We start from the raw sequence: 26,132 nt of genomic DNA on the forward strand, positions 1-26,132 counted from the left end.
CGGTCACCGTAGGTTGTGACCGGGGTCACTCATATGGCGTCGGGTCCCATAGTGTCAGGGGCGGATGTGTGGCCGAGCCGGTGCAGGCGCAGGGCGAGCTGGATCTCCAGCGCCCGCTCAGGCTCCAGCCAGCCCTCGCCGAGCAGCTTGCCGATGCGGTCCAGCCGCTGCGTGACGGTGTTGACGTGGATGTGCATGGTCTCGGCCGTGCGCGACGGTGAGCCGCCGGCGCCGAAGTAGGCGGCCAGCGTGTCCGTCAGTGCGGTGCCCCTGCGGGCGTCGTAGTCGATGACCGCGCCGAGCGTCCTGCCGACGAAGCCGTGCACGTCGCGGCCGTCGCCGACGAGCAGGCCCACGAAGCCCAGCTCGGCCGCGCTCGCGCCGTCACCGGCCCGCCCGAGCGCCACCAGCGCCTCCGCGCACCGCCGCGCCTCCTGATAGGCGGCGGCGACGTCCCGCACCCGCGGCGCGCCCGGCAGCGCCACGCACGAGGCGCCCGCGGTCGCCGGGCTGTGCAGCGACGACGTCAGCTCGCGGGCCACCCGCTGCGCCAGCCCTCCCGCGTCGTCGCCGGGCAGCAGCAGCACCACCTCGTCACCCCGGCCCGTGGCCAGCCCGTGCCGCACGGTGGCCTGCGACGACGCCCAGAAGGCCGCCCGCTCGCGCTGCCCCCCGTGCTTGGCGACCACCACCACGTGCGGCGCGCCCAGGTCCATGCCCAGCCGCCGCGCCCGGTCGGCCAGCCCCGGCGAGCCGGGCCGCGAGATCAGGTCGTCGAGCAGCTCGCCCCTGACCCGCCCCTCCGCCTCCGCCACGCTCCTGCGGAACAGCAGCAGCAACGCGCACACCAGCGCCGCCCGCTCCAGGATGCGCTCGTCGGCGTCGTCGCTGCGCAGGATCAGCGTGCACAGCGGCTCGCCGCCCACGTCCACCGACGCGATCAGCAGATCCCCCCTGCGCACGGTGCGCCCCAGCGCCCTGGACGCCTGCGCCGCCTCGAACACCCCGGCGTCCAGCTCGCCCACGTCGCCGCTGATGGCCCGGCCGAGGTCGTCCAGCACGGCCAGCGAGCCGCCCAGCACGTCGGTCACCACGGCCGCCACGTCCTCGATGCCGCCGCCGCGCAGCACCAGCGAGGTCATCCTGTCGTGCGCCATGGCCGCCCGCTCCACGGCCTCGCCGTGCTCCCTGGCGGTCCTGTGCGCCTGCGACAGCTCCTCCAGCGCGTTCCTGGTCTCCTGCAGCAGCCTGGCGTTGTCGATCGCGACGGCGGCGTGCGCCGCCAGGCTGGCCAGCAGCGACACCTCCTCCTGGTGGAACGGCCTGGCGCTGCGGTTGGCCGCCATCAGCACGCCGATCACCCGCTGCCCCAGCCGCAGCGGCACGCCGAGGATGGCGACCAGGCCCTCCTCCTTGACCGCGTCGTCGATGTGCTCGCGGTGCCGGAACCTGGCGTCGGCGAAGTAGTCGGCCGTCGCGTACGGCACCGCCGTCTGCGCCACCAGCCCGCCCAGCCCGTGCCCCATGGCCAGCCGCAACGCCCGGAACTTGGCCGAGATCGACCCGTCGGTGACCCGCATGTACGTGTCGCCCCGCTCGGGGTCGTGCAACGTCATGTACGCCACGTCGGTGGCCAGGAGCTGCCTGGCCCGGTGCACGATGGCCTCCAGCACGGCGTCGAGGTCGCGCAGCGCCGCCAGGTCGCCGGCCGTGTCGTACAGCGCCGACAGCTCAGCCTCGCGCCTGGCCCGCCGTTTCAGCAGGTCACGCACCTTCAGCGCCTCGACCTTGGCGCGCTCCAGCTCCTCGATCGCCGCCGCGTCCGCCCCGGCGGCCCTGGCCTGGATGATCGGCCCCTCGAACTCGACGGCGGAGGCCTCCCGCGCCAGCAGCTCGAGGAAACGGGTGCTCACTATCGGGCCGTCCAGCCGCCGTCCACCGGCAACGACACGCCCGTGACGAACGATCCGGCGGGCCCGCACAGGTACGCGATCAGCTCGGCCACCTCCTCGGGCTCGATCAGCCGCTTGATCGCGGCAGGTGCCAGCATGATGTCACGCACGACCTCCTCCTTCGCGATGCCGTGCACCTTGGCCTGGTCGGCGATCTGCGCCTCGACCAGCCCGGTGCGCACGTACGCGGGGCAGACGCAGACCGAGGTCACCCCGTGCGGCGCCCCTTCGAGCGCCACCACCTTGGACAAGCCCTCCAGCCCGTGCTTGGCCGTCGTGTACGCCGACTTGTACGGCGAGGCCCGCAGCCCGTGGACCGAGGAGATGTTGACGAACCGGCCCCAGCCCCTGGCGTACATGCCGGGCAGCACCCGGCGCGCGATCAGGAACGGCGCCTCGACCATCACCCTGAGCATCGTGGCGAACACCTCGGGCGGGAACTCCTCGATCGGCGCCACGTGCTGGAACCCGGCGTTGTTCACCACGATGTCCACCGGCTCGTCGGGCAGCGCCGCCACGAAGCCGGGATCGCTCAGGTCGGCCACCACGGCGGCGCCGCCCACCTCGGCGGCCACCTTCTCCGCGGACTCCGCCCGCAGGTCCACGACCAGCACCCTGGCCCCCGCCGCGGCCAGCCGCCGGGCGCACGCGGCCCCGATGCCGGCCCCGGCCCCCGTCACCAGCGCGGTGCGCCCCGTCAGCTCCTTCGCCATACTTCGACAGGTTATGCGGAGTCTGCCGCGCCAAGCATGGGTGCGGGCGACATAGCTGGATGGCTCCCTATGTGGATCAAGAGCATCTGCTAAGGTGAGGGCATGATCGCGTACTCGTCCCAGTGGTGGCCCGCCTCCTAGGCGGACCTCCGGCGATACGCGCACGGCCGCCTCGACGAGGCGGCCGTCACCGTTGCAGTGGGTGCCCCCCGTCGAGCACAGACGACAGAAGGGGCACTCATGACCACCACCTGGCCACGGATCCTCACCACGCTGCTCGACGGCGCCTCGCTCACCGCTCGCCAGACCGGCTGGGCGATGGACCAGATCATGTCCGGCCTGGCCACCGACGCGCAGATCGCCGCGTTCGCCGTCGCGCTGCGCGCCAAGGGCGAGACCGTGGCCGAGGTGGCGGGGCTCGCCGACGGCATGCTGGCCAAGGCCGCCGCGATCCGGGTGCCCGGCGACCCCGTCGACCTGGTCGGCACCGGAGGCGACCGCGCCAACACCGTGAACGTCTCCACCATGGCCGCCGTCGTGACCGCCGCCGCCGGAGCCAAGGTGGTCAAGCACGGCAGCCGGGCCGCCTCCTCCATGGCGGGCTCCGCCGACGTGCTGGAGGAGCTGGGCGTGGTCATCGACCTGCCGCCCGCCGACGTGGTGCGCGTCGCCGACGAGGTCGGCATCACGTTCTGCTTCTCCGCCGCCTTCAACCCGGCGCTCAGACGCACCTCGCAGCCGCGCCGCGAGCTGGGCGTCCCCACCGTCTTCAACTTCCTGGGCCCGCTCACCAACCCCGCCCTGCCGCCCGCGCAGGCCGTCGGCGTCTACCACCCCACCATGGCGCCGATCATGGCGGGCGTGCTGGCCGAGCGCGGCTGCTCCGCGCTCGTCTTCAGGGGCGACGACGGGCTCGACGAGCTGACGACCTGCGGCCCCTCCACGATCTGGGTGGTACGCAGGGGACGCGTCACGCAGATGAGCTTCGACCCGCTCGACCTGTCGATCCCCCGCGCCACGCCCGGGGACCTGCGCGGCGGCGACGCCCGGCACAACGCCGCCGTGGCCCGCGCCGTGCTCTCCGGCGAGCAGGGGCCCGTCCGCGAGATCGTCCTGCTGAACGCCGCCGCCGCCCTGGTGGCCGCCGACGGCACGCCGCCGGCGGCCGAGCTGGTGCCCGCGCTGACCGCCGGCTACAAGCGGGCCGCCGACGCCGTGGACTCCGGTGCGGCGCTGTCCCTGCTCACCCGCTGGGCCCACGCCACCCGGACGGTCAGGGTCTAGTCATGGACAGGACGTCGAGAGCCGCGTCGAGCTGCTCCTCGGTCAGCTTGCCGTCGGCCACGTGGCCGCGCTCGATGACGACCTCCCTGATCGTCTTGCGCTCCGCCAGGGCCTGCTTGGCGATCTTCGCCGCCTCCTCGTAGCCGACGTACTTGTTGAGCGGGGTGACGATCGACGGGGACGACTCGGCGTACTCGCGCAGGCGCTCCACGTTCGCCGTGATGCCGGAGACGCAGCGGTCGGCGAGCAGGCGCGAGACGTTCGCCAGCAGCCTGATCGACTCCAGGATGTTGCGCGCGATCACCGGGAGCTGCACGTTCAGCTCGAAGGTGCCCGACGCGCCGGCGAACGTGATCGCCGCGTCGTTCCCGATCACCTGGGCCGCGACCATGGCCGTGGCCTCGGGGATCACCGGGTTGACCTTGCCCGGCATGATCGACGAGCCCGGCTGCAGGTCCGGCAGGTTGATCTCGCCGAGCCCCGCGCGCGGCCCAGACCCCATCCACCGCAGGTCGTTGGCGATCTTCGTGAGCGACACCGCGACCACCTTGAGCTGCCCGGACAGCTCCACGATGGAGTCCTGCGCGCCCTGCGCCTCGAAGTGGTCGGCCGCCTCCTGGAACGCGATGCCCGTCGCCTCACGCAGCTTCGCGATCGCCTCCTGGGCGAAACCCGGCGGCGTGTTGATGCCCGTGCCCACCGCCGTGCCGCCCAGCGGCAGCTCCAGGACGTGCTCCAGAGCCGCCGAGACGCGGACGACGCCGTGCTCGACCTGCGTGGCGTACCCGCCGAACTCCTGGCCCAGCGTCACCGGCGTCGCGTCCATGAGGTGCGTGCGCCCCGACTTCACCACGCCGTCGAACTCGATCGCCTTCACCCGCAGCGCCTCCGCCAGATGCCGCAGCGAGGGCAGCAGGTGGAAGGACACCTCGGTGGCCGCCGCCACGTGGATCGAGGTCGGGAACACGTCGTTGGACGACTGCGAGGCGTTCACGTGGTCGTTCGGATGCACGGGGCGGCCCAGCCGCTCCTCCGCCAGCGTCGCGATCACCTCGTTGGCGTTCATGTTGGACGAGGTGCCCGAGCCGGTCTGGAAGACGTCGATCGGGAAGTCGCCGTCGTGCTCGTTCTCCGCGACGTCGGCGGCGGCCTGCGCGATCGCCTCGGCCAGGTCCTTGTCGATCACGCCCAGCTCGCCGTTGACCTCGGCCGCCACCGCCTTGATCAGGCCCAGCGCGGCGATGTGCGACGGCTCCAGCGGCCGGCCCGAGATCGGGAAGTTCTCCACTGCCCGCTGGGTCTGCGCACGCCACTTGGCGCCTGCCGGCACGCGTACCTCGCCCATCGAGTCATGTTCGATCCGGAACTCACTCATGACTTCCAGTCTGACCCACGGCCGGCGCTCCGGCCGGGAGGCACCCCCCGTCGCGTCAGCTTGAGAACAGGGCCACGATGAGCACCGCGATCACCACGGCGGCCGCGGCGGCCACCGCCATCAGCACCAGCATGCCGTTGCGGTTGCCCGCCGGGGGCTTCTCCGGCTGGCCCGCGATCGCGAACAGGTCCGTGCCCAGGCCGTGCCCGCCCATCTGCGGGCCGTTCTGAACGCCCTGCCGAGGCGGGCCCGACGGGGGTTGCTGCTGCTGCTGGGGCTGGCCCGCCGGAGGTGCGGGGACCGGGTAGACCTGCTGGCCGGGGGAGCCCTTCGGGATGCGGGTCGTCGCGTTCGAGCCTTCGTCGGCGAGGCGCTGCTGGGGTTCCTGGGGCGTGGGGAACGGGCCCTTGGGGCGGGCGATGCTCACCGTGCGCTCCGGGTCGTAGTCGCCTTCCGGGGCGTTCGGCCCGGTGGGACGGCCCTGCCCGTAGCCGCCGCCGGCCTGCGGCACGGTCGGGCTGTTCGGCCCGTTCGGCCCGTGCGCCTGGCCCTGCTGCCCGGGCGCGGGGTGCGGCCCTGTGGGGGCGCCTGGTCCTGAGGTGGCGTGCGGTCCTGTGGGGACGCCCTGTCCAGGACGCGGGCCGGAAGGGGCGCCCGGTCCCGACGCGGGGCCCTGCGCTCCTGGCGCTCCCGGCGCGCCGGGCTGGCGCTGTCCGGGCGGGCCGTAGGCGGCTGGCGGGCCGTTGAAGGCGTTCGGTCCGGTGGGCGACTGAGGGCCGCTCACGCCCTGCATCGCGTGACCCATCCCAGGAGCGCCAGGCCCACCGGGACCCTGCGCCCCAGGACCCTGAGCCCCAGGACCTTGCACTACGGGACCCTGCGCCCCGGGACCCTGCGCGCCACGGCCGCCCGCGCCGCCGGTCTGCGGTCCTCCCGCACCTGCGGGTACCGGGCCACCGGCCTGCGGCGTGCCCGGCCCTTGCCCCGGACCGCCGGGCCCCTGCGGGGGAGCGCCGTAGGGCGGCTGGCCCGCCGGACCGCGCCCCCCGGCCCCCTGCCCACCAGGCCCAGGGTTCTTCGGAGCGGCGAACGGATCGGGCATTGCGGCCTCCTGCGCCATAAGAGCCTCGGCCGTCAGCACCGGCATCTCGCTCGTCGGGGTGTCGGCGACCATGCGCAGCAGGGTCTCCGCCTTGGCAGCGCTGAGCCGCTGCCGGTAGTCCTTGTTCAGCAGCCCGTTCAGCACCGGCCGTAGCTGCGCCGCCTGCGTGGGCGGGTCGGCGTTCTCGGTGAGCAGCGCCGCCAGCGTCTCGGCGATCGTGGACCGCTCGTACGCCGGCCGCCCCTCGACGGCGAAGTAGAGCGTGGCGCCGAGCGACCAGAGGTCGGACTCGGGGCCGGTGTACTCACCCCTGGCACGTTCCGGCGCGGTGTACCCGGGCGAGCCGATCACCATGCCGGTCTTCGTCAGCCGGGAGTCGCCCTCTGCCTTGGCGATGCCGAAGTCGGTCAGCACCACGCGCCCGCTCTCGGTGATGAGCACGTTGCCCGGCTTGACGTCGCGGTGGGTGATGCCCTGGACGTGCGCCGCGCGCAGCGCCCCGAGCAGGTCGACGCCGATCTCGGCCACCAGCCGAGGCGGCAGCGGCCCCTCCTCCTCGATCACCTGCTCAAGCGATCGGGCCTCGATGAGCTCCATGATGATCCACGGGCTGTTGTCCTGGATCAGCACGTCGTGGATGGAGGCGACCGACGGGTGGTTGATCCGCGAGGCGATGCGGCCCTCGCGCACCATACGTTCGCGCAGCTCGGTCCGCTGTTCCTCGGTGAGACCCGAGTCCTGGCGGATTTCCTTGACCGCCACCTCGCGCCCGAGCGCGCGGTCGCGGGCTCGCCACACGGTGCCCATCGTGCCCCGCCCGAGCGGGGTGATGAGCTCGTAGCGCTCCGCGAGCAGGCGTGTCTGCTGTTCCGGCATGAGAAGAAGATATCGATTCTCGCTTGGGAAGTGCTTTACCCTCGCTTGCGAAGTTCTCTTGGCCAGAACCGCCGAGGAAGACACAACTTTATCACCGTCGCTTTGAAACGGGCATAAGCCGACGGCGCGGGGCGCGCTTCCACGCGCTTCCTGTGCACGCCCTCGCCTGGTTTACGTTCCTGCCGGGGCGAGGGCACGTTCACGGCGCCCGCCGGCGGGTCGGCCCGGTGCAGCCCGCGGTGCGCGGGCCTGCGTACGAAAGGGGGCTGTGGGATGGGGATCGGCGAGGCGGGACGCGCGGGCCTGCGCGGGGTGAGCGGCTCCTCGGCGGAGCCGCCCGCGGCGACCCTGGTCAGCATGAGCGAGGCGCGCACGGAGTCGAGCCTGGTCGCGGGGTCGATCCGCAGCAACGCGTCGAGGATGGGCGCCAGCGGGCCCGCCTTGGTCATCGGGATCGGCTCGCCGCTGGTCAGGGCCGCGAGCGCGGCGGCGGCCGTACGTCTGCCGTGCAGGCCCCTGCCCTCGACGGCGGTGTAGAGGGTCGCGCCGAGCGACCACAGGTCGGCGGCGGGGCTGGCCTTCGAGCCCAGCACGCGCTCTGGAGCGATGTATCCGGCCGACCCGAGAACGATGCCCGCCTGGGTGATGGAAACATCACCTTCGAGCGCGGCCAGGCCGAAGTCGGTGAGCACCGCGCGGTCCTCGGTCACCAGGACGTTGCTGGGCTTCACGTCGCGGTGCAGGATGCCCTTGGCGTGCACGGCGCGCAGCGCGCCCAGGATCTGCCGGCCGATCTCGGCGGCCTTGCGCGGGTGGAGCGGTCCTTCCTCCTGGATGAGCTGTTCGAGCGACTTGGCCCGCAGCAGCTCCATCACGATCCACGGCCGGTCGTCCTCCGTGACCACGTCGAAGACGGTGATCACCGAGGGGTGCGCGACCATCGCGGTGGCCCGGCCCTCGCGTTCGGTGCGCGCGCACAGCTCGGCGCGCAGCTCCTCGTCGAGCACGGAAGGCAATCGCACTTCCTTGACCGCCACGTCGCGGTCGAGGAGTTCGTCATGTGCCCGCCAAACGGTGCCCATGCCGCCGCGACCAACCGGCTCCACGAGCCGATAGCGCGCGGCGAGTAGGTAACCGGATGGCGCACGCATGCCAGGCAGCTTACCTATTTGGGTAAACCGACCAGTAGAGGCGGGGCCGATAATTTGTTGCGAACTTAAGTCAACCCGCCTGACTCGTCACGTCAGCAAACCTCCTGGCCGCATCCTCCCGGTTGAGGCCCCGTGGTTTCCCGTCGTGCTCCGGTCGGACGCCGCGATACCGAAGGTAGTACGCGCGCCTCCGTCCCGTCGACCTCGCGGGACACCGCGATCGCGTCCGGCGTCTCCTGGACCCGGAATTTACCGCGCGGCGCCCTCCGCGCCCGGCGGCCCGCGCGGGGCTGCTGACCGGCTCGCCCCGCGCGACCACTCAGTGTACGTTTTCGCAGCTCATCGGGCATATGTGCCCATCGGCACAACGGCTTGCCGAATATTTGTGCATGATGCCCGGTAGGGGACATTCAGGCGTACGGCAGGCTGACTGACAGGAAGCACGGGGAGCCGTCAGCGACTTGTAAGGGTGCCGTAAGGGGACGGGGGCATGGTTAGGACCAGGAAAGAAGGCGGGCTCCTCGCCGGCGGTCATCCACGAAAGTGTCGGTGACGAACGTCAGACTGAGAGCAGAACGCCCGAGGTCCCACCGTTGTAGTCAGACCACTAAGGACGTGATGGGGATGCGCCAGACCCAGGTTCGCCGCCGGCCGAGAAAGCCGACCAGAGCCGCACTGGACCTTCGCACGCCGTCAGGGCGCACGCTGCCCTTTTGAGGACCCGCAACCCGGAGCGCAATCTGAGAGGTGCGCCATGTGCAGTCACAACCCCGTTTGCCCCAGTGCCGACTCCCTCGACCGTGAGCGGTCGCACGTCATCTCGGCCCATCCCGACCAGGGGTGGAGCCTTCTCTGCAACGGCGTCGTGCTGTTCGACGACACCGGTCTGCTGTTGCCCGACGGCAGCGTCGTGGCGCCGCATCGGGCCCCGGTGGCCGCGTGAGCACCTCCCGGGTCACCGGGCCCGTCGTCCTTCCCTCCCGCGTGGCCGTCCGGCCCGCGTGCCTGGGCGCCTGACCTCCCGGCGCCCAGCCCCCGCCTCACGGCGCGGGCGTCACCTCAGCGCCGGCCGATCGAGAGCACGGGGCCGGTCCTGTCGGTGAAGAAGTCGTCGCCCTTGTCGTCCACGACGATGAACGCGGGGAAGTCGACGACCTCGATCTTCCACACCGCCTCCATCCCCAGCTCGGGATACTCCAGCACCTCCACCTTCTTGATGCAGTCCTGCGCCAGCCGCGCCGCGGGCCCGCCGATGGAGCCCAGGTAGAAGCCGCCGTACTGCTGGCACGCCTCGGTGACCTGCTTGGACCGGTTGCCCTTGGCCAGCATCACCATTGAGCCGCCCGCCGCCTGGAACCGTCCCACGTACGAGTCCATGCGCCCCGCCGTCGTCGGTCCGAACGAGCCCGAGGCGTAGCCCTCCGGCGTCTTGGCGGGACCGGCGTAGTAGACGGCGTGGTCCTTGAGGTACTGCGGCATCTCGCCGCCGTCGTCCAGCAGCTCGGCGATCTTGGCGTGCGCGATGTCGCGGGCGACGACCAGCGGGCCGGTGAGCGACAGGCGGGTCTTGACCGGGTACTTGCTCAGCTCGGCGAGGATCTCCGGCATCGGGCGGTTGAGGTCGATCGAGACGACGTCGTCCGAGAGGTGCTCGTCGGTGGTGTCGGGCAGGAAGCGGGCCGGGTCGGTCTCCAGCTTCTCCAGGAACACGCCCTCCGGCGTGATCTTGGCGAGGGCCTGGCGGTCGGCGGAGCAGGAGACGGCGATGGCGACCGGGCAGGAGGCGCCGTGCCTGGGCAGGCGGATGACGCGCACGTCGTGGCAGAAGTACTTGCCGCCGAACTGCGCCCCGATGCCCAGCTTCTGGGTCAGCTCGAAGACCTTGGCCTCCATCTCCAGGTCCCTGAAGCCGTGCCCGGACGGGGAGCCTTCGGCAGGGATCGAGTCGAGGTAGCGGGCGCTGGCGTACTTGGCGGTCTTGAGCGCGTACTCGGCGGAGGTGCCGCCGACGACGACGGCCAGGTGGTACGGCGGGCAGGCCGCCGTGCCGAGCGAGCGGATCTTCTCCTCCAGGAAGGCCATCATGCGCTTCTCGTTGAGCACGGCCTTGGTCTCCTGGTACAGGAACGACTTGTTGGCCGACCCGCCGCCCTTGGCCATGAACAGCAGCTTGTACTCGTCGGGGTGCCCGTTCGGGTCCTCGGCGTACAGCTCGACCTGGGCGGGGAGGTTGCTGCCCGTGTTCTTCTCCTCCCACATGGTCAGCGGGGCCATCTGGGAGTAGCGCAGGTTGAGTTTGGTGTAGGCGTCGTAGACGCCGCGTGAGATGTGCTCGGCGTCCTGCCCGTCGGTGAGCACGTGCCGGCCGCGCTTGCCCATGACGATGGCGGTGCCGGTGTCCTGGCACATGGGCAGCACGCCGCCGGCCGAGATGGAGGCGTTCTTCAGCAGGTCGAGGGCGACGAAGCGGTCGTTGCCGCTGGACTCGGGGTCATCGACGATCTTCCGGAGCTGGGCGAGGTGCGAGGCGCGCAGGAAGTGGGAGATGTCGTGCACGGCCGTCTCGGTGAGCAGGCGCAGCGCCTCGGGGTCGACTTCGAGGAACGTACGCCCGGCCGCCTCGACCTTCCGCACCCCCTCCGAGGTGATCAGCCGGTATTCCGTCTCGTCGGCTCCAAGCGGCAGCAGGTCGGTGTAGTCGAACTCGCCCATGTCCATCCTTTCGGTCGCTCAAGAGATTACGCGCACCGAACGGAGGGGATGGCCGTCAGGCCTCGGACGGCCGCACCGCCGCCTTGGCGCCCGAGCGTTCCGCGCTCAGGCCGATCAGGATGCCGGTGACCACCAGCCCCGCGCCGAGAAGGTCGTACGTCGTGGGCATGGCCACCCCCAGCACCGCGCCCGTGACGATGGCCGCGACCGGGATCAGCCCCGCGAACAGCCCGGCCCGGCCTGGCCCCAGCTTGGGCAGCGAGTTGTACCAGAGGAAGAACGCCACCACGGTCACCACGACCGCCAGGTAGGCGAACCCGAGGGCCTCGGAGAGCGTCGGCGTCCTGAGCATGCCCGTCCCCGCGTCGAGCAGCCCGACCACGGCCAGCATGGGCACGGCCAGCGTCGTCGAGTACGCCGACACCCGGATCGCCCCCAGCCTCGGCAGCAGGGGGATGGCCAGCAGGGAGAAGCTGATCTCGCCCACCAGCGCGCCCAGCGCCCACAGCAGGCCCTCCGGGGTGCCGCTGCCGAGCCCCGTGGCCAGCGTCGCGCCCGCCACCACCACGCCGGCCCCGATCAGCAGCCGGGGCGCGGGCCTGCCGCCCGCCAGCGCGAGGGCCAGCGGCACGGTGCCGAGCACGGTGCCGACCAGCGCGGGGCCCGAGGCGCGGGTGGACTCCACCACGCACACGTTGAAGAACACCAGGCCCAGCAGCGTCAGCCCGACCAGGCAGAGCGTCTCGCGCCGGGTCATGCGGACGAACCGCAGGCCCAGCACTCTCGTTATGACAAGCAGGATGACCGATGCCACGAGATACCGAACCGCCTGGCCGCCGTATATGGGGTATGCGCCGACGAGCCCGGAGACTCCTGCCAGCGTTCCGACCAGGAACATGGCGGCGGCGGCGCCCAAGATGCCGTTTCTCATGCGAAGGATGCTAGGGAGACAATGGTTCGCACAAACAGTCCAATGCCCCAGCGGGAGACAGGACCAATATGGCCGACCTCCATATCTCGATAAATCGTGGGAAGGGAGGCATTGCCGGGCAGATCGCGTCCGAGCTGCGGGAATCCATCCGCGGCGGGCGGCTCACGCCTGGCACCCGCCTGCCCGCCACCCGCGACCTCGCCACCGACCTCCAGGTCTCCAGGGGGGTGGTCGTGGAGGCGTACGAGCAACTGGTCGCCGAGGGCTTCCTGGTCTCCAGGGTGGGCGTCGGCACCCAGGTCACCCCCAAGAACGCCGCCCGCGCCGCCCCCGCGCCGCGCGACTCCGCGCGTCCCCGGCCCGTGCCGGCCCGCCGGGCGCCGGGCGCCCAGGCGGTCCCCCCGTACTACGGTCATCGCCCTACCTCCCCCGACCTGGGCCACTTCCCCCGTGAACGCTGGCTCGCGGCCGTCAGGCATGTCCTGACCACCGTACCCTCGGACGCCCTCGATTACGGGGACCCCGGCGGCGTGCCTGAGCTGCGGGAAGAGCTGGCCGCCTACCTCAGGCGGGTCAGGGCCGCCGACGTGCGCCCCGAGCAGCTCATCATCGTGGGCGGCGTGGCGCAGGGGCTGAGCCTGGCCCTGCACGTGCTGACCCAGCAGCGCGCACTGCGGCTGGCCGTCGAGGACCCGACCAGCCACCGCCAGGTGCCGCTGCTGCGGCGGGCCGGCGCGCACCTGGTGCCGGTGCCGGTGGACGAGCAGGGCCTCGACGTGCGCAAACTGTCCGGCGACGCCGTGCTGGTGACGCCCGCCCACCAGTTCCCGACCGGCGTGGTGCTCTCGCCGCCGCGCCGCGCCGCGCTGATGGAGTGGGCGTACGCGGGCCGCCGGATCGTCCTGGAGGACGACTACGACGCCGAGTTCCGCTTCGACCGCGACCCCGTCGGCTGCTTGCAGGGCCTGGCGCCCGACCGGGTGATCCTGTCGGGCAGCGTGAGCAAGGCCCTGGCCCCCGGCCTGCGGCTCGGCTGGGTGGCCGCCCCGCCGGGCCTGGCCGAGGCCATCCGCCGGGCGCGCGGCGAGCTCGACCTGGGCTCCCCGGTGATCGAGCAGTACGCGCTGGCCCACTTCCTGCGCACCGGCGGCTACGACAAGCACCTGCGGCGGATGCGCAGGGAGTACCGCCGCCGCCGCGACGCCCTGGTCACGGCGCTGGCCGCGGACCTGCCCCAGATCAGGGTCATGGGCATCGAGGCGGGGCTGCACGTGTACCTGGAGCTGCCGCCGCACTGGGACGAGCTGCGCACGGTGGGGGCGGCCCGCCTGCTGGGCCTGTCGGCCGAGCCGGTGGGGCCGATGCGCGACCTGCCGGGGCCGCCGGCCGTGGTGGTGGGGTTCGCGCGGCTGCCCGCGCACAAGGCGGCCGAGGCCGTGCGTGGGTTGAAGGTCCGCATGTCAGGACAAATCATTGACTGAGGGAGAAACGCTCGCTTAGCTCGCTTGAGACGGCCTGATCGGGGTGAAGGGGAGGGCGCCATGCGTGTGGGACTGCTGGGGCTGGGCAGGATCGGGGCCTTCCACGCCGCGACCCTGGCCGGGCACCCGCTGGTGGACGAGCTGATCGTGAGCGATCCCGTACGCAGCTCGCCGCACGGCGCTCCCGGCGACCCCTTCGAGGCGGACGCCGTGGTCATCGCGACCCCGACCAGCACCCACGCGGAGCTGATCATGAAGGCGTGCCGGCTGGGCGTCCCGGCCTTCTGCGAGAAGCCGGTGGCGGGCACGGTGGCCGACACGGTCAAGGTGCTGGAGGCGCGGGCGGGCAACCGGGTGCAGATCGGGTTCCAGCGCAGGTTCGACCCGGGCTACGTGGCGGCGGCGCACGCGCTGCGGGCCGGTGAGCTGGGGGAGCTGCACCGCGTGCACCTCGTCACGGCCGACCCCGCGCCGCCGCCCGCCGCGTACCTCCCGCTGTCCGGCGGGCTCTTCCGCGACTGCCACATCCACGACTTCGACATCCTGCGCTGGGTGACCGGCCGTGAGGTGGTGTCCGTCTACGCGCGGGGCGCCAACCGCGGCGCCGCGTTCTTCGCCGAGGCGGGCGACGTGGACAACAGCGCCGCGCTCCTGACCCTGGACGACGGCACGCTGGCCACCCTCCAGGGCTCGCGCTACAACGGCGGCGGGTACGACGTGCGCATGGAGCTGGCGGGCACCCTGCGCACCCAGGCGGTCGGCCTCGGCCCGCGCGCTCCTTTGCACAGCGCCGAGGGGCTGCCCGGCGTCGAGTCGCCCTGGCCGGACTTCGTGGCGCGCTTCGAGACCGCCTACCGGGCCGAGCTCGACGTCTTCCTGCGGGGCGGCGAGAGCCCGTGCTCGATCGAGGACGCGCTGGAGGCACTGTACGTGGCCGAGGCCGCCGACCTGTCGCTGCGCGAAGGCCGTCCGGTCGAGGTGGCCGAAGTCCGGCGACAGGGGACATCCCTCAGGTGATGGCCGTGGTGCGTTTGGGTTCGAAACCCGGGGCCAGGGCGATGATCGCGGCGGCCAGCACCAGCGGCGCGGCGAACGCCACCCGCATCCCCGCGGCGTCGGCGATCCCGCCCACCAGCGCGGCCCCCACGATGAAGCCGACGTAGTTGAAGAGGTTCACCCGGGCGATCGCCACCCCGGTGCCCGCCGGGTCCAGCTTGCCCGCCGCCGAGAACGACTGCGGCGCCACCACCGACAGCCCCACGCCCGTGAGCCCGAACGCGAGAATGCCCAGCGGCTGCGTCGGCGCCAGGACCACGCCGAGGAACCCGATCGTGGCGATCACCCCGCCGATCCTGACGATGACGGCGGGGCCGTACCGGCGCACGGCGAAGTCGCCGCCGAGCCTGACGGCCAGCGTGGTGGCCTGGTAGGCGGCGTAGGCCAGCGGGATCACGGCGGGGCTCGCGCCGAGCACGTCCTTCATGTAGACGGTGTTGAAGTTGGACACGGCGGCGTCGCCGACGTACAGGAAGCCCATGGCCAGGCAGAGCGGGATGATCGGCCGCCAGGGGAAGCGGCCGGTGACGGGCGCGCCCGCGGCCTCGACCTTCTCCTCCTCGCGCGTGCACAGGTCGCGACCGGCGTAGAGCGAGCCGGCCACCGCGAGGACCATGGGCACGCTCATGATCACCGGCAGCGGCAGCTCCGCGGCCCCCGACGCCCACAGCGCCGCGGCCAGGCTGAACACGCTCCACACGCAGTGGAACCCGTTCAGCACCTCCACGCCGTACCTGCGCTCGACGGCCACTCCCTGCATGTTCATGCCCGCGTCCACGGCGCCCACCGCCACCCCGAACAGCAGCAGCACGGGCAGCAGCAGCGGCACGTTCGGCGCGAACCCGGCCAGCACCACCGCGAGGGCCACCACCGGCTGGGCGATCCGCAACAGCGGCTTGCTGCCGAACCGGGCGGCGAACGAGCCCGCCGCCACGCTGCCGACGCCGGCGAACACCGGCACGACCAGCAACAACAGCGTGAGCGAGCCCTCGTCGAGCTGGTGTTTGGCCTGGAGGTTCGCGACCTGGATGAGCAACGAGGCGAAGGACAGGCCCTGCACGGCGTAGACGACGTACGTGGCGACACGGGCCTGGCGATCACGTGCGGACGGCACAACGGCCTCCTGATCGGGGGGGAATCAAACGTGAGGCGCGGTCAGGTTAACGGTTGCCCCAGGTCGTCCGCCAGCGAAGGCGTGGGTCGTTCGCGAGCAGAGCGTGAGGGGTAGGCTGCCGCGGTGAGACGGGGCTATGCGACCGGTGCGGCGCGCAGGGAGCGCATCCTGGCCACCGCGCTGCTGGAGTTCGCCGAGCACGGCTACCGGGGCGCGTCGCTGGCCCGCATCGCCGAGCGGGCCGAGCTGTCACAGGCCGGGCTGCTGCACCACTTCAGGACCAAGGAGGTGCTGCTCCTCGCGGTGCTGGACTACCGCGACGAGCTGGACACGCGCACGTTCGACCTCGAACCGGCAGGCGGGGTGGACGCGTTGCGGGCCCTGGTGCGCGTGGTCGAGCACAACTCCCGGGTACCCGGCCTGGTGCAGCTCTTCTCCGTGATGAGCGGCGAGGCCGTGACCCCAGGACATCCCGCGCACGACTGGGCGAAACGGCGCTACCGGCGGCTGCGCGCCATGGTGGCGCGGGCGCTGCGCGAAGGCGCCGAGTGCGGCGAGTTCAAGGCGGGGCTGGACGCCGAGGCGCACGCCGACCGGCTCATCGCGATGATGGACGGCCTGCAGACGCAGTGGCTGATCGACCCCGGCCAGGTGGACATGGCGGCCGTCTTCCAGGGCTACGTGGACGACCTCATCGCCACGCTGCGCCCCTGACCGGCGGGCTCCCGCGCGTCGTCCAGCCGTCCGGCCGCCGCCCACACGCCCAGCGCCAGCAGCGCCGCCACCTCCGTGACGGCCAGCCCCCGCTCCACCAGCCCCAGCGGCATGACCCGGTACCACGGCAGCCCGTTGCTCGACGCGACGAGCATCACCGCGCCGATGCCGGCCACCCACAGCACCGAGCAGATCCCGAGCCCGAACGCCACCAGCGTGGCCCTCGGCCGCACCCGGTGCCGCCACGGGCGCGCGATGACCACCGCGGCCAGCGGCAGGCAGAGGAAGGCCACGAAACTGCCCACCCGGTGGATGCTGCCGCTCAGGCTCGGCCCGACCGACCAGTCGTGCTTCTCGAACCAGGCCGTGATGAACAGCCCGACGCTCCAGCCCAGCAGCGCGAAGGTGCCGAAGACCCCGGCCAGCCTCTTGCGCGCCAGCGACACGCCGATGGCCAGCGAACCCGCCGCCAGCAGCCCCACCCCGAGCCCGAAGATCCATCCGTCGGGGCCCAGGCCGTGCTCGCTGATGGTCCTTCTGAACGGGTTCGCCTCGTCGAAGCTCGCCAGGTCGAGACCCAGGATCACCAGGCTGCCCGCGGCTGCCGCGCCGAGACCCCACCGCGCCGGTCGATGCACGCACACCTCCCTTTACCGGACACTTTCGCCGGGACAACGGCGAGGCGCGCACGGAGATTCCTAAGAAATTCATGAGAAGCCGGACACCGCAGGTACCGCCACGCCGACGCGCAGGAGAAACCTCGCGAAGGAGATGCCCGGTGTTCTGCCCGGAATCCGGTGACACCGGGTCAATCGGCACGAGCGAACTGGGCCAGAGCCGGATATCGTCAGAAGTGTGAACGAACGCGCGGGATCGTGGTTGCCCAAGCTGCAGGAAGTCGGCGAGCGGCTGGCCGAGGAATGGGTGTCCGCTCGCCGTCCCCCGGCGCCCGACGACGTGCCGCAGCCGCACGAGCTGCGCGCGTCCGACGCCGATCGTGAACGCATCGCCCAGGTGCTCCAGGACGCCCACGCCGACGGCCGGCTCACCCTCGACGAGCTGGAGGAACGCCTCGGCGTCCTCTACTCCGCCCGCACCCTCGGCGAACTCGCCTCCCTCACCACTGACCTGCTGCCCGCCGACCAGCAGCCGCTCAACCTCGACGGCCGGCCCGTCTCCGCCATCTTCAAGCAGGAGCAGCGGGGCGGGCGGTGGGTGGTGCCGGCCGAGCTGGGCGTGACCGCCATGTTCGGCACGACGAAGCTCGACTTCCGCGACGCCATCCTGCAGAACCGGCGGATCATCATCAACGCCACCCTGGTCTTCGGCGGGCTGGAGATCCACGTTCCGGAGGGGCTGGAGGTGATCAGGGTGGCCAAGGACAAGACGGTCCGCCTGACCAAGCAGCCCACCGAGCCGGGAGCGCCGGTCGTGGAGGTGCGCACCACCAACTTCGCGGGCGAGGTCAAGGTCAAGGAACCACCCCGCCGCAAGCGCCGCCGCTGACCCCAGCCCCGCCCCGCCGCGAGCGGTGCCGCTCTAGCCTGCCGTGTCGAAGTTGATGGCGCTGTACGCGCGCAGCTTCCAGAGCTGGTGCTCGCTCTCGATCTTGCGGATGGTCCCGGAACGCCCCCGCATCACCAGCGACTCCGTCACCGCAGAGCCGGCGCGGAACCGTACACCCTGCATCAGCTCACCGTGCGTGATCCCGGTCGCCGCGAAGAACACGTCGTCCGACCGAACCAGGTCGTTGGTGGTGAGCACCTGCCCGAGATCGTGCCCCGCCTCGACGGCCTTGGCCCGCTCGGCGTCGTCACGCGGCCACAGCTTGCCCTGGATCACGCCGCCCAGGCACTTGAGCGCGCACGCCGCCACGATGCCCTCCGGCGTGCCGCCGATGCCCATCATCAGGTCGATGCCGGTGCCCGCGCGGGCCGCCATGATCGCGCCCGCCACGTCGCCGTCGGTGATGAACTTGATCCGCGCGCCCGTCTCCCTGATCTCCTTGACCAGCCGCTCGTGCCTGGGCCGGTCGAGCACGACCACGGTCACGTCGGACGGCGAGCAGTGCTTCGCCCTGGCCACGGCGTTGACGTTGACGGCCACGGGGGCGTCGATGTCCACGACGTCGGCCGCCTCGGGGCCGGTGACCAGCTTCTCCATGTAGAACACGGCCGACGGGTCGTACATCGAGCCGCGCTCGCTGACCGCGATCACCGACACCGCGTCGGGCATGCCCAGCGCCGTCAGGCGCGTGCCGTCGATCGGGTCCACCGCCACGTCGCAGTCGGGGCCGCTGCCGTCGCCGACCTGCTCGCCGTTGAACAACATCGGGGCGTGGTCCTTCTCGCCCTCGCCGATCACGACGACGCCGTTCATCGAGACGGTGTTGATGAGCTGGCGCATGGCGTTCACGGCCGCGCCGTCCGCGCCGTTCTTCTCACCTCTGCCGACCCAGCGGGCGGCCGCCATCGCGGCGGCCTCCGTGACGCGGACGAGCTCCAGCGCCAGGTTTCGATCGGGGGCGTGCTCGCTGGTGGCGAGCGCCGGTGGCACGGAAGTCTGGTCGGACATGATGGCAGGCCCTCCTCGTGGGACATCTCCCTCGATCGTAGTTGCCGGTCTCTTCCCGGTTGGAGGGGGATAATCTGCTCACCAGGAGCGGAATTTGCGTCATACCCTGTGCGCGCCAAGGATCTTGCCTCCAACATGGAGCGTGGCGCCCCCGCCGTGGAGGAGATCCCGTATGAGCCCTGATGTGGAGAATGCGGTCGCCCAGCCGCGTACGTCCGAGCGTGGCGCCGCCACGCGCAGCTCGCTGCTCGCCGCCGCCAGAGAGATCTTCGTCTCGAAGGGCTTCGCCGAGGCCGGCGTGACGGACGTGGTGGCCAGGGCCGACGCCAGCGTGGGCAGCCTCTACCACCACTTCTCCGGCAAGGCCGACCTCTACCTGACGCTGTGGGAGGAGTTCCAGGCCAGGCAGACGCAGCGGACCAAGCGGGCCGTCCGCGCGGCACGGGCCGACGGCGAGGGCGACCCCATGCGCGTGTTCGTCGGCGCCGCCCGCGCGTACCTGGAAGGGTGTCTGGAGGAACGCGAGCTGGCCGCGCTGTTCCTGCGCGGCGACGGGCCGCCCGGCTTCGACGTGGTGATGCGCGACCGGCTGCGCGTCTGGGCCCAGCGCAACGCCGCCCTGTTCGAGGACGAGCCCGCCCTCGTCGTGGTCGTCACCGGGGCGCTGGCGGCGGCCGTGTCCGAGGTCGTGCACTCCGGCGACCGGGCGCTGGCCGAGGAGGTTCTGGCCATCATCGGGCAGATCCACCCGGCCACTTCGGCGACCACCCCCACCAACGGGTAACCTCGCCAACTGTGCGACGGTTCACCCAAGGTCTGTACGGCTACGCGGTAGCCCTGTTCGTGTGCCTCGCGGGAGCCGGGCTGTTCCTGCTGGTCACCCCGCAGAGCCGCGAGGAGCACATCCCGCGGCTCGACTACTCCATCACCGTCGCCAACTTCGGCCACACGGTGCCCTTCGGCGTCTGGGCCCCCCGGCAGGACCCGCCCAACTGGGTGCCCAACAGCAACCGGATCGCCAAGGGCGAGAACGGCGCGCAGGTCCTCTACCTCGGCTACGCCACCGCCACCCGCCAGCACGCGATGTTCGCCCAGAGCAACGAACAGCCGGCGGCCGGCTTCGCCAACCGCATGACCAACACCGACAAGAACCAGGGCACCCAGCAGATCGGCGACGTGACCTGGGAGAAGCGCTTCCGCGACGACAAGAACCAGCGGTCGCTCGTACGCGTCCTGCCCGACGTCACCCTCGTCGTCACCGGCACCGCCGACTGGACCGAACTCGGCCAGCTCGCGGCGCAACTCCAGCAGCGTCCCAAAGGCTGAGGTTGTCGGCGGGCGCGTCTAGGGTGGTGGCCGTGGCAGAGGAAACAGGCGAGAAGACCCCGTCCTACGAGCAGGCCCGCGAGGAGCTCACCGAGGTGGTGCGGCGGCTGGAGACCGGGGGGCTGACGCTGGAGCAGTCGATCGAGCTCTGGGAGCGGGGGGAGAAGTTGGCGGCCGTTTGTGAGGAGTGGTTGCAGGGGGCTCGGGTGAAGCTCGCCGCCGCCATGGCCCGGCGGTCCGACCCCAGCGCTGGGCACTCGGCCGAGGCTCCGTTCTAGGGGCTTTCGCCGGGAGGCCGGTCGGCTCGCCCTGAACGCGCCTCACCGCCTCACGCCGCGCCCGCGTACCGCGTCCCGTGTCCCGCGCACCGTGTCCGCTTCGCGCGCCGCGCCTGCGCCACGCGCCGTGCCCAGCACCGCCGTGCCGCGCCGTGCCAGCGCGCCTGCCGTGGTGGACGGCCGCTCGCCGTGCAGCCGTAGCGCCGCGCCTGCCACGTGAGCCGCCGCTGCGCGACCCAAGCGCCGTGCCGCGCCTGGCGTGCTTGGCCGCCGCGCTGCATCGCGCCACGCCTGCGCCGCACAAGCGCCGTGCCCGCTGTGGTGGGCGGCCTGCCACGTCGGGCACCCTGCCCGCGCCGAGCGCGCCGTGCCCCCGCACCGCCGCTCTCTCCGGGCCGCGCCCGCCGTCCGTGCGAGCCTGGAGCGACCTCGCAACCCCAGCGCCGTGCCCCCGCATCGGCGCTCGGGTTGGAGCCGCCCCGTGGCGGGCCCGCTGGGGCGCGGAGCCGGGCGGGCCGCTGGTCAAAGGTGGTCAGAGGCGGGAAGGGCGGGCGGGGGTGGTCAGGTGGTTGTGCGGAGGAGGGCTACGACGGGGATGCGGCGGGTGGTGGCGGCCTCGTACTCGGCGAAGCCGGGCGCCTGCTCCACCATCCGGGCGTAAAGCTGATCGCGCTCCGCACCCTCCACGAACACGGCCTTGACCTCGAACCGCTCCGTCCCCACCTCGGCCGTGGCCTCAGGCGTGGCCCGGAGGTTGTGGTACCAGGCAGGGTGGTGGTCGGCGCCGCCGTTGGAGGCGATGATGACGTACCGGTCCCCGTCCGCGAGGTACATGACCGGGGTGGTGACGGACTTGCCGCTCTTGGCCCCGGTGGTGGTGAGCAGCACGAGGGGCGAGCCTTCGAACATGCCGCCTACCCGGCCTTCGTTGGCGCGGAACTCTTCGATGATCTGCTGGTTGAAATCGTTGGGCATTCTCGGCTCCTCAAGACAATCGGAGAACTCTCCGCTTGCCCCAGCCTAATCGGAGAGTTCTCCGGTTACAACCGGTATGCTGCGCCCGTGCGCGAACGTCGATCGTTGCCCATCGTCGGGCAGCCCCAGCCGGAGCGGGCGGACGCCGCCCGGAACCGGCAGAAGATCATCGAGGTGGCGGCGCGGATGGTCGCCGAGTGCGGCACCGACGATCTGTCGCTGGACGAGGTCGCCCGCGAGGCGTGCGTCGGCGTGGGCACCGTCTACCGCCGCTTCGGCGACCGCACCGGGCTGCTGCTGGCGCTGGTGGACGAGCGGGAGCGGCGGCTGCAGGCGGCGTTCCTGTCCGGGCCGCCGCCGCTCGGCCCCGGGGCGCCCGCCCGCGAGCGGATCGTGGCGTTCCTGCACGCGCTGGTCGATCTGAAGCTGGCGAACGAGGTGCTGTTCCTGCTGCTGGAGAAGGGCGGCACGGGCAAGCGCTACACCGGCCCCTACCAGGTGCACCATCTCCATGTCGCCACGCTGCTCGGGCAGGCGTGCCCGGGCGCTGACACGGCGTACCTGGCCGACGCGCTGCTCGCGCCGGTCAACGCGCACCTGATCGCCTCCCAGCGGCAGGAGCGCGGCATGACGGTCGAGCAGATCAAGGCAGGCTTGGAAAGCCTGGTCGTACGCGTCACGTCATGAGGCAGAGCAGGTTGCCCTCCGAGTCGCGGAACGCGGCCATGCGGATCTCCTTGCCGGGCGTGCCGAACGTGCCGTCGTCGGTGAAGATCAGGTGCGGCTCCTCGACGAAGGCGACCTCGTGCGTACGCAGCCGCGCCACGTCTGCTTCGAGATCGTCGGAGGCCAGGTAGAGCACGGCCGACGGGGCGCTCTCCTCGATCAGCAGGCGGACGCCGTCCAGGTCGAAGAAGGCCAGCCCGGGCGGCCGGTAGGTGGCGATGTGCCGCAGGCCCAGCACGTCGCGGTAGAAGGTGGTGGCTCTGTCGAGGTCGTCAGCGTGCTGGGCGACCTGCACGAGTGCTCTCATGGGCGAACGGTAGCCCCGCCGCCGCCTAGGCCGAGGGCGGATGAGGAGAAAGCGCCGGGCTTCCGCCTCCCGTGCGTGGTGAAGCGGGTCAGGCTTCCGCGGCCTCGTCCGGCTCCTGTGCGCGGACGGTCACGCGGTCGTCGGACAGGCGGATGGTCAGCAGCGTGCCGGGGGTGACGTCCTTGGCCAGGCGGACGACCTCGCCCGACGGGTGCTGCACGATGGCGTAGCCGCGCTCCAGCGTGGCCGCCGGGGACAGGGCGACGAGCCGGGCGCGCAGGTGCGTGAGGTCGTCGGTGGCGCGGTCGAGCGAGCTCGACAGCGAGCGCCTGGCCCGGTCGCGCAGCGCCTCGGCCTGCTCGGCCCGGCGCTCCAGCTCACGTACGGGATCGGCCAGCGAGGGACGCGAACGCGCGGACGTCAGCCAGGACATCTCCCGGTCGAGCCAGCCGCTCAGCACCCGGCGGCCACGGTCGCGGAGCTGGCGCACCAGCGTGAGCTGCTCGCCGACGTCCGGCACGACCTTCTTGGCGGCGTCGGTCGGGGTGGAGGCGCGCACGTCGGCCACCAGGTCGAGCAGCGGGCTGTCCTGCTCGTGGCCGATGGCGCTCACGACGGGCGTGCGGCAGGCGGCCACCGCGCGGACGAGCGTCTCGTCCGAGAAGGGGAGCAGGTCCTCCAGCGAGCCGCCGCCCCGGGCGACGACGATCACGTCCACCGAGGAGTCGGCGTCGAGCTTGCGCAGCGCCTCCGTCACCTCGGTGACCGCGTACGGCCCCTGGACGGCCACTTCCTCGACCTTGAACCGCACGGCCGGCCAGCGGCGCCGGGAGTTCTCCAGCACGTCGCGCTCGGCCGCCGACTCACGGCCGCAGATGAGCCCGATCGTGCCCGGCAGGAACGGCAGCCGCCGCTTCCTGTCGGCGTTGAACAGCCCTTCGGCGGCCAGCAACTGCCTGAGCCGCTCCAGCCTGACCATCATCTCGCCCACGCCGACCGGGCGCATCTCCAGCGCGGTGAACGCGAACGAGCCTCTGTTGACCCAGAAGTCGGGCTTGACGTGCACCACCACCCTGGCGCCGTTCGACGGCCGGGGCACCGTCGCCTCGTAGACGCCACGCGGGGCGGTGACCCTGGCGGACACGTTGGCGACTGGGTCACGCAGGGTCAGGAACACCGTGCCGCCACGCGCGCTCAGGTCGGTGATCTCTCCTTCGACCCAGACCGTGCCGAGTCTGCCGATCCAGCCGCCCACCATCTGCAGGACCGTACGGATCGGCAGGGGAGACTCAGGCGTGGTCTTCGAGGTCATGGCGGAAGACTACGGGGTGAGTGTGACCTATTCGCCGGCCTGCAGCTTGGCGAGACGGTTCTCGAACATCTTGATGACCTCGGGACGCGCCTTCGTCGCCTGCTCGTACGCGAGGAAGTCGCCGATCTGCTCGGCCGTCTTGCCGCGCATCCTGGCACGCAGGGAGGCGACGGTCAGCTCGGACCAGCCGGGCAGCGGCTCGGTGAGGTCCACGGGCGCGGCGGTGACCGGCTCGGGGGCGGCGGGCGGCTCGGGGGCGGGGGCGGGCTCGGCGGTGGCGGCGGCGGGCTCCGGCGCGGTGGCGGGCTCGGCCTTGGTCTTCGAACCTGCCTTGGGGGCGGTCTTGCGCGTCCTGGTGGCCTTCGGCTTGGCGGCGGGCGCCTCGGTGGGAGCCGTGGCGGGCTCCTCCACGGCGGGCTCGTCCACCGGCTTGGGGGCGGCGGGCGCGACCTGCGCCTCGGCCTCGGCGGCGGGCGTCTCCACGACCGCGGCCTCAGGGCCGGGCGTCTCCACGACCGGGGCGGCGGCCTCGGGGGCGGGGGTGGTCTCCGGCTCGGCGATGGGCTCGGCCATGGTGTCCGTGACGGCCTTGGACTCGGTGGCCGCGGGGGTGGCGGTCTCACCGGCCGGCGTGGGGGCGGCCTCGGTCCTGGTCGCGGGCTCGGAGGCCTTGGGGGCGGCCTCGGGCTGCGGCTCGGCGACCGCGACGGACTCCGCGTCGTCCACCGGCGACGGCTTGGCGGCGGGCGCGAAGATGACCGGGTCCGGCTTGGTCCTGGCGACGCCGTTGGGCTCGGCCGCGCCGGAGCGGGGCGCGAAGATGACCGGCTCCTTGCGGGCCGTCTTGTCGTCGGAGGTTTCGGCGGGCGCGGCGGCCACCTGCTCGGCGGCGGAGGGACGCGAGTCGTACTCCTCCTCGCGCTCCTGCTTGCCGCCGATCCCCTTGATGGAGTTCTTCATGCGGTCCACGAGCAGCAGCGCCTGTCCGGCGGCGCTGAGCGTGGTCTGGACGACCAGAAGCGGCAGGTCCTTCGCCTTCTCCTTGAGCTCGTCCTTGTTGGTTACGGTTCTCGCGATGTTGCGTATCACGTCGCTGAGGGACATGAACGTCTCCCTGGGAGGTCAGTAATGGACGGCTAGTCTGGCAAACCGTGGGCAACCACGCACGCGCGGGCCAGATGGCCGCTCCACGTAGCATAGAAAGTATGGAGCCCCAGACCCCCACTTCCCGCCGAGTCCTCGTCGCCAAGCCACGGGGCTACTGTGCCGGAGTCGATCGAGCCGTGGTAGCGGTCGAGAAGGCTCTGGAGCAGTACGGCGCACCCATCTACGTCCGTAAGCAGATCGTCCACAACACTCACGTCGTCAAGACGCTCGAGGCCAGGGGCGCCATCTTCGTCGACGAGACCGAGGAGGTGCCGGAGGGGGAGATCGTGGTCTTCTCCGCCCACGGCGTCTCGCCGGCCGTGCACGAGGAGGCCGGCCGGCGCGGCCTGCGCACCATCGACGCCACCTGCCCGCTGGTGACGAAGGTACACAACGAGGCCAAGAGGTTCGCGGCCCAGGACTACGACATCCTGCTCATCGGGCACGAGGGGCACGAGGAGGTCGAGGGCACCTCCGGTGAGGCCCCCGACCACATCCAGCTCGTCGACGGGCTCGACTCGGTCGACAACGTGCGGGTGAAGGACCCGAGCAAGCTGGTGTGGCTGTCGCAGACGACGCTCTCGGTCGACGAGACGACCGAGACGGTGGCCCGGCTCAAGGAGCGTTTCCCCACGCTGATCGACCCGCCCAGCGACGACATCTGCTACGCCACGCAGAACCGGCAGATCGCGGTCAAGGAGATCGCGGCGGAGTCGCAGCTCGTCATCGTGGTCGGCTCGGAGAACTCCTCGAACTCCAAGCGGCTGGTCGAGGTGGCCAAGGACTACGGCGCGCAGGCGTCGTACCTGGTGGACAACGCCGACTTCATCCGCGACGAGTGGCTCGACGGCGTCACCACGGTCGGCGTCACGAGCGGCGCCTCGGTGCCGGAGGAGCTGGTCGACGAGGTGCTGGCGAAGCTGGCGGGGCACGGGTTCGGCGACGTGACGGAGGTGGAGCCGGTGCAGGAGCGCATGCGCTTCGCGCTGCCGCACGAGCTGCGCAAGGACCTGCGCGCCTCCTGAGT

Annotated in this window: 25 protein-coding genes; 11 read left to right on the plus strand and 14 right to left on the minus strand. The window is 71.9% G+C overall.

The genetic code is table 11. The features are described from left to right. Nucleotides 1-29 precede the first annotated feature (29 nt). Both ABD331_RS26290 and ABD331_RS26295 read right to left on the minus strand, forming a co-directional pair. The gene (locus ABD331_RS26290) at nucleotides 30-1,913 is read right to left on the minus strand and encodes a helix-turn-helix domain-containing protein (protein ID WP_344479774.1); all 1,884 of its coding nucleotides are present in this window, start codon (nucleotides 1,911-1,913) and stop codon (nucleotides 30-32) included. Next, complete coding sequence (locus tag ABD331_RS26295) at nucleotides 1,913-2,665, minus strand: 3-hydroxybutyrate dehydrogenase (RefSeq protein ID WP_344479776.1); 753 nt, start codon at nucleotides 2,663-2,665, stop codon at nucleotides 1,913-1,915. Before ABD331_RS26295 ends, ABD331_RS26290 begins: the two co-directional genes overlap by 1 nt. A gap of 240 nt (nucleotides 2,666-2,905) precedes the next feature. Between ABD331_RS26295 and trpD the strand changes: the two genes are divergently transcribed. Next, nucleotides 2,906-3,949, plus strand: a complete 1,044-nt coding sequence (gene trpD, locus ABD331_RS26300; RefSeq protein ID WP_344479779.1) for an anthranilate phosphoribosyltransferase — start codon at nucleotides 2,906-2,908, stop codon at nucleotides 3,947-3,949. Here the strand turns inward: trpD and ABD331_RS26305 are convergent. From ABD331_RS26305 to ABD331_RS26315, 3 genes are read right to left on the minus strand one after another with little or no spacing between them, the layout of a single operon-like run. After that, nucleotides 3,939-5,324: a class II fumarate hydratase gene (locus tag ABD331_RS26305; RefSeq protein ID WP_344479782.1), complete on the minus strand. Its 1,386-nt coding sequence runs from the start codon at nucleotides 5,322-5,324 to the stop codon at nucleotides 3,939-3,941. The genes trpD and ABD331_RS26305 overlap by 11 nt on opposite strands. Nucleotides 5,325-5,379: 55 nt before the next feature. Beyond that, nucleotides 5,380-7,302 (minus strand): serine/threonine-protein kinase, encoded by a 1,923-nt coding sequence (locus tag ABD331_RS26310; RefSeq protein ID WP_344479785.1) that lies wholly within the window; start codon nucleotides 7,300-7,302, stop codon nucleotides 5,380-5,382. A 35-nt stretch (nucleotides 7,303-7,337) separates the two neighbouring features. Then, nucleotides 7,338-8,453 (minus strand): serine/threonine-protein kinase, encoded by a 1,116-nt coding sequence (locus ABD331_RS26315; RefSeq protein WP_344479788.1) that lies wholly within the window; start codon nucleotides 8,451-8,453, stop codon nucleotides 7,338-7,340. A gap of 754 nt (nucleotides 8,454-9,207) precedes the next feature. Here ABD331_RS26315 and ABD331_RS26320 point away from each other — a divergent pair. Then, complete coding sequence (locus tag ABD331_RS26320) at nucleotides 9,208-9,396, plus strand: DUF5999 family protein (protein WP_148437079.1); 189 nt, start codon at nucleotides 9,208-9,210, stop codon at nucleotides 9,394-9,396. A 116-nt stretch (nucleotides 9,397-9,512) separates the two neighbouring features. Here ABD331_RS26320 and ABD331_RS26325 read toward each other — a convergent pair whose 3' ends face one another. Beyond that, nucleotides 9,513-11,165, minus strand: coding sequence for a fumarate hydratase (locus ABD331_RS26325; RefSeq protein ID WP_344479794.1), 1,653 nt, complete (start codon nucleotides 11,163-11,165; stop codon nucleotides 9,513-9,515). A 55-nt stretch (nucleotides 11,166-11,220) separates the two neighbouring features. Continuing rightward, nucleotides 11,221-12,096, minus strand: coding sequence for a DMT family transporter (locus ABD331_RS26330; RefSeq protein WP_344479796.1), 876 nt, complete (start codon nucleotides 12,094-12,096; stop codon nucleotides 11,221-11,223). Between the two features lie 68 nt (nucleotides 12,097-12,164). Between ABD331_RS26330 and pdxR the strand changes: the two genes are divergently transcribed. Together pdxR and ABD331_RS26340 are read left to right on the plus strand one after the other, a co-directional pair. Continuing rightward, complete coding sequence (pdxR, locus tag ABD331_RS26335) at nucleotides 12,165-13,577, plus strand: MocR-like pyridoxine biosynthesis transcription factor PdxR (protein ID WP_344479799.1); 1,413 nt, start codon at nucleotides 12,165-12,167, stop codon at nucleotides 13,575-13,577. 60 nt (nucleotides 13,578-13,637) lie between these two features. After that, nucleotides 13,638-14,594, plus strand: a complete 957-nt coding sequence (locus tag ABD331_RS26340) for a Gfo/Idh/MocA family protein (RefSeq protein WP_344479802.1) — start codon at nucleotides 13,638-13,640, stop codon at nucleotides 14,592-14,594. Here ABD331_RS26340 and ABD331_RS26345 read toward each other — a convergent pair. Further along, complete coding sequence (locus ABD331_RS26345) at nucleotides 14,587-15,747, minus strand: MFS transporter (protein ID WP_344479805.1); 1,161 nt, start codon at nucleotides 15,745-15,747, stop codon at nucleotides 14,587-14,589. The genes ABD331_RS26340 and ABD331_RS26345 overlap by 8 nt on opposite strands. A gap of 123 nt (nucleotides 15,748-15,870) precedes the next feature. On the opposite strand from ABD331_RS26345, the gene ABD331_RS26350 reads away from it, so the two are divergent. Further along, on the plus strand, nucleotides 15,871-16,461 hold the full coding sequence (locus ABD331_RS26350) for a TetR/AcrR family transcriptional regulator (protein WP_344479808.1): 591 nt from the start codon (nucleotides 15,871-15,873) through the stop codon (nucleotides 16,459-16,461). Here ABD331_RS26350 and ABD331_RS26355 read toward each other — a convergent pair. Beyond that, entirely contained in the window at nucleotides 16,425-17,099 is a 675-nt protein-coding gene (locus tag ABD331_RS26355) for a DUF998 domain-containing protein (RefSeq protein ID WP_344479810.1), read from the minus strand. The two genes, ABD331_RS26350 and ABD331_RS26355, sit on opposite strands and share 37 nt — an antisense overlap. A 217-nt stretch (nucleotides 17,100-17,316) precedes the next feature. Between ABD331_RS26355 and ABD331_RS26360 the strand changes: the two genes are divergently transcribed. Next, a complete protein-coding gene (locus ABD331_RS26360) occupies nucleotides 17,317-17,967 on the plus strand; it encodes a DUF1707 SHOCT-like domain-containing protein (RefSeq protein WP_344479813.1) in 651 nt (216 codons plus the stop codon). A gap of 33 nt (nucleotides 17,968-18,000) precedes the next feature. Here the strand turns inward: ABD331_RS26360 and glpX are convergent, their stop codons facing one another. After that, complete coding sequence (glpX, locus tag ABD331_RS26365) at nucleotides 18,001-19,035, minus strand: class II fructose-bisphosphatase (protein ID WP_344479816.1); 1,035 nt, start codon at nucleotides 19,033-19,035, stop codon at nucleotides 18,001-18,003. Between the two features lie 172 nt (nucleotides 19,036-19,207). Here glpX and ABD331_RS26370 point away from each other — a divergent pair, with 172 nt between their 5' ends. The 3 genes from ABD331_RS26370 to ABD331_RS26380 are packed head-to-tail and all read left to right on the plus strand — an operon-like array spanning nucleotide 19,208 to nucleotide 20,639. Then, nucleotides 19,208-19,819: a TetR/AcrR family transcriptional regulator gene (locus ABD331_RS26370; RefSeq protein WP_344479818.1), complete on the plus strand. Its 612-nt coding sequence runs from the start codon at nucleotides 19,208-19,210 to the stop codon at nucleotides 19,817-19,819. An 11-nt stretch (nucleotides 19,820-19,830) separates the two neighbouring features. Next, nucleotides 19,831-20,361, plus strand: coding sequence for a DUF4245 domain-containing protein (locus ABD331_RS26375; RefSeq protein WP_344479821.1), 531 nt, complete (start codon nucleotides 19,831-19,833; stop codon nucleotides 20,359-20,361). 32 nt (nucleotides 20,362-20,393) lie between these two features. Beyond that, nucleotides 20,394-20,639, plus strand: coding sequence for an exodeoxyribonuclease VII small subunit (locus ABD331_RS26380; protein ID WP_148437067.1), 246 nt, complete (start codon nucleotides 20,394-20,396; stop codon nucleotides 20,637-20,639). Nucleotides 20,640-21,200: 561 nt separating this feature from the next. Here ABD331_RS26380 and ABD331_RS26385 read toward each other — a convergent pair. Next, nucleotides 21,201-21,614, minus strand: a complete 414-nt coding sequence (locus ABD331_RS26385; protein WP_344479826.1) for a nitroreductase family deazaflavin-dependent oxidoreductase — start codon at nucleotides 21,612-21,614, stop codon at nucleotides 21,201-21,203. Nucleotides 21,615-21,701: 87 nt separating this feature from the next. On the opposite strand from ABD331_RS26385, the gene ABD331_RS26390 reads away from it, so the two are divergent. Further along, nucleotides 21,702-22,301 carry a TetR/AcrR family transcriptional regulator gene (locus ABD331_RS26390; RefSeq protein ID WP_344479828.1) on the plus strand — a complete coding sequence of 200 codons (600 nt, stop codon included), beginning with the start codon at nucleotides 21,702-21,704 and terminating at the stop codon, nucleotides 22,299-22,301. On the opposite strand, the gene ABD331_RS26395 is transcribed toward ABD331_RS26390, so the two are convergent. The 3 genes from ABD331_RS26395 to ABD331_RS26405 form a co-directional block, all read right to left on the minus strand. Further along, complete coding sequence (locus ABD331_RS26395; RefSeq protein WP_344479831.1) at nucleotides 22,291-22,647, minus strand: VOC family protein; 357 nt, start codon at nucleotides 22,645-22,647, stop codon at nucleotides 22,291-22,293. The two genes, ABD331_RS26390 and ABD331_RS26395, sit on opposite strands and share 11 nt — an antisense overlap. An 88-nt stretch (nucleotides 22,648-22,735) precedes the next feature. Continuing rightward, nucleotides 22,736-23,959, minus strand: coding sequence for an exodeoxyribonuclease VII large subunit (xseA, locus tag ABD331_RS26400; protein WP_344479834.1), 1,224 nt, complete (start codon nucleotides 23,957-23,959; stop codon nucleotides 22,736-22,738). Nucleotides 23,960-23,986: 27 nt separating this feature from the next. Then, on the minus strand, nucleotides 23,987-25,063 hold the full coding sequence (locus ABD331_RS26405; RefSeq protein ID WP_344479837.1) for a hypothetical protein: 1,077 nt from the start codon (nucleotides 25,061-25,063) through the stop codon (nucleotides 23,987-23,989). A gap of 101 nt (nucleotides 25,064-25,164) precedes the next feature. On the opposite strand from ABD331_RS26405, the gene ABD331_RS26410 reads away from it, so the two are divergent. After that, nucleotides 25,165-26,130: a 4-hydroxy-3-methylbut-2-enyl diphosphate reductase gene (locus ABD331_RS26410; RefSeq protein WP_344479840.1), complete on the plus strand. Its 966-nt coding sequence runs from the start codon at nucleotides 25,165-25,167 to the stop codon at nucleotides 26,128-26,130. Nucleotides 26,131-26,132 lie beyond the last annotated feature (2 nt).

The sequence above is a fragment of the Nonomuraea monospora genome, assembly GCF_039531895.1.
Classification (GTDB): Bacteria; Actinomycetota; Actinomycetes; order Streptosporangiales; family Streptosporangiaceae; genus Nonomuraea; species Nonomuraea monospora.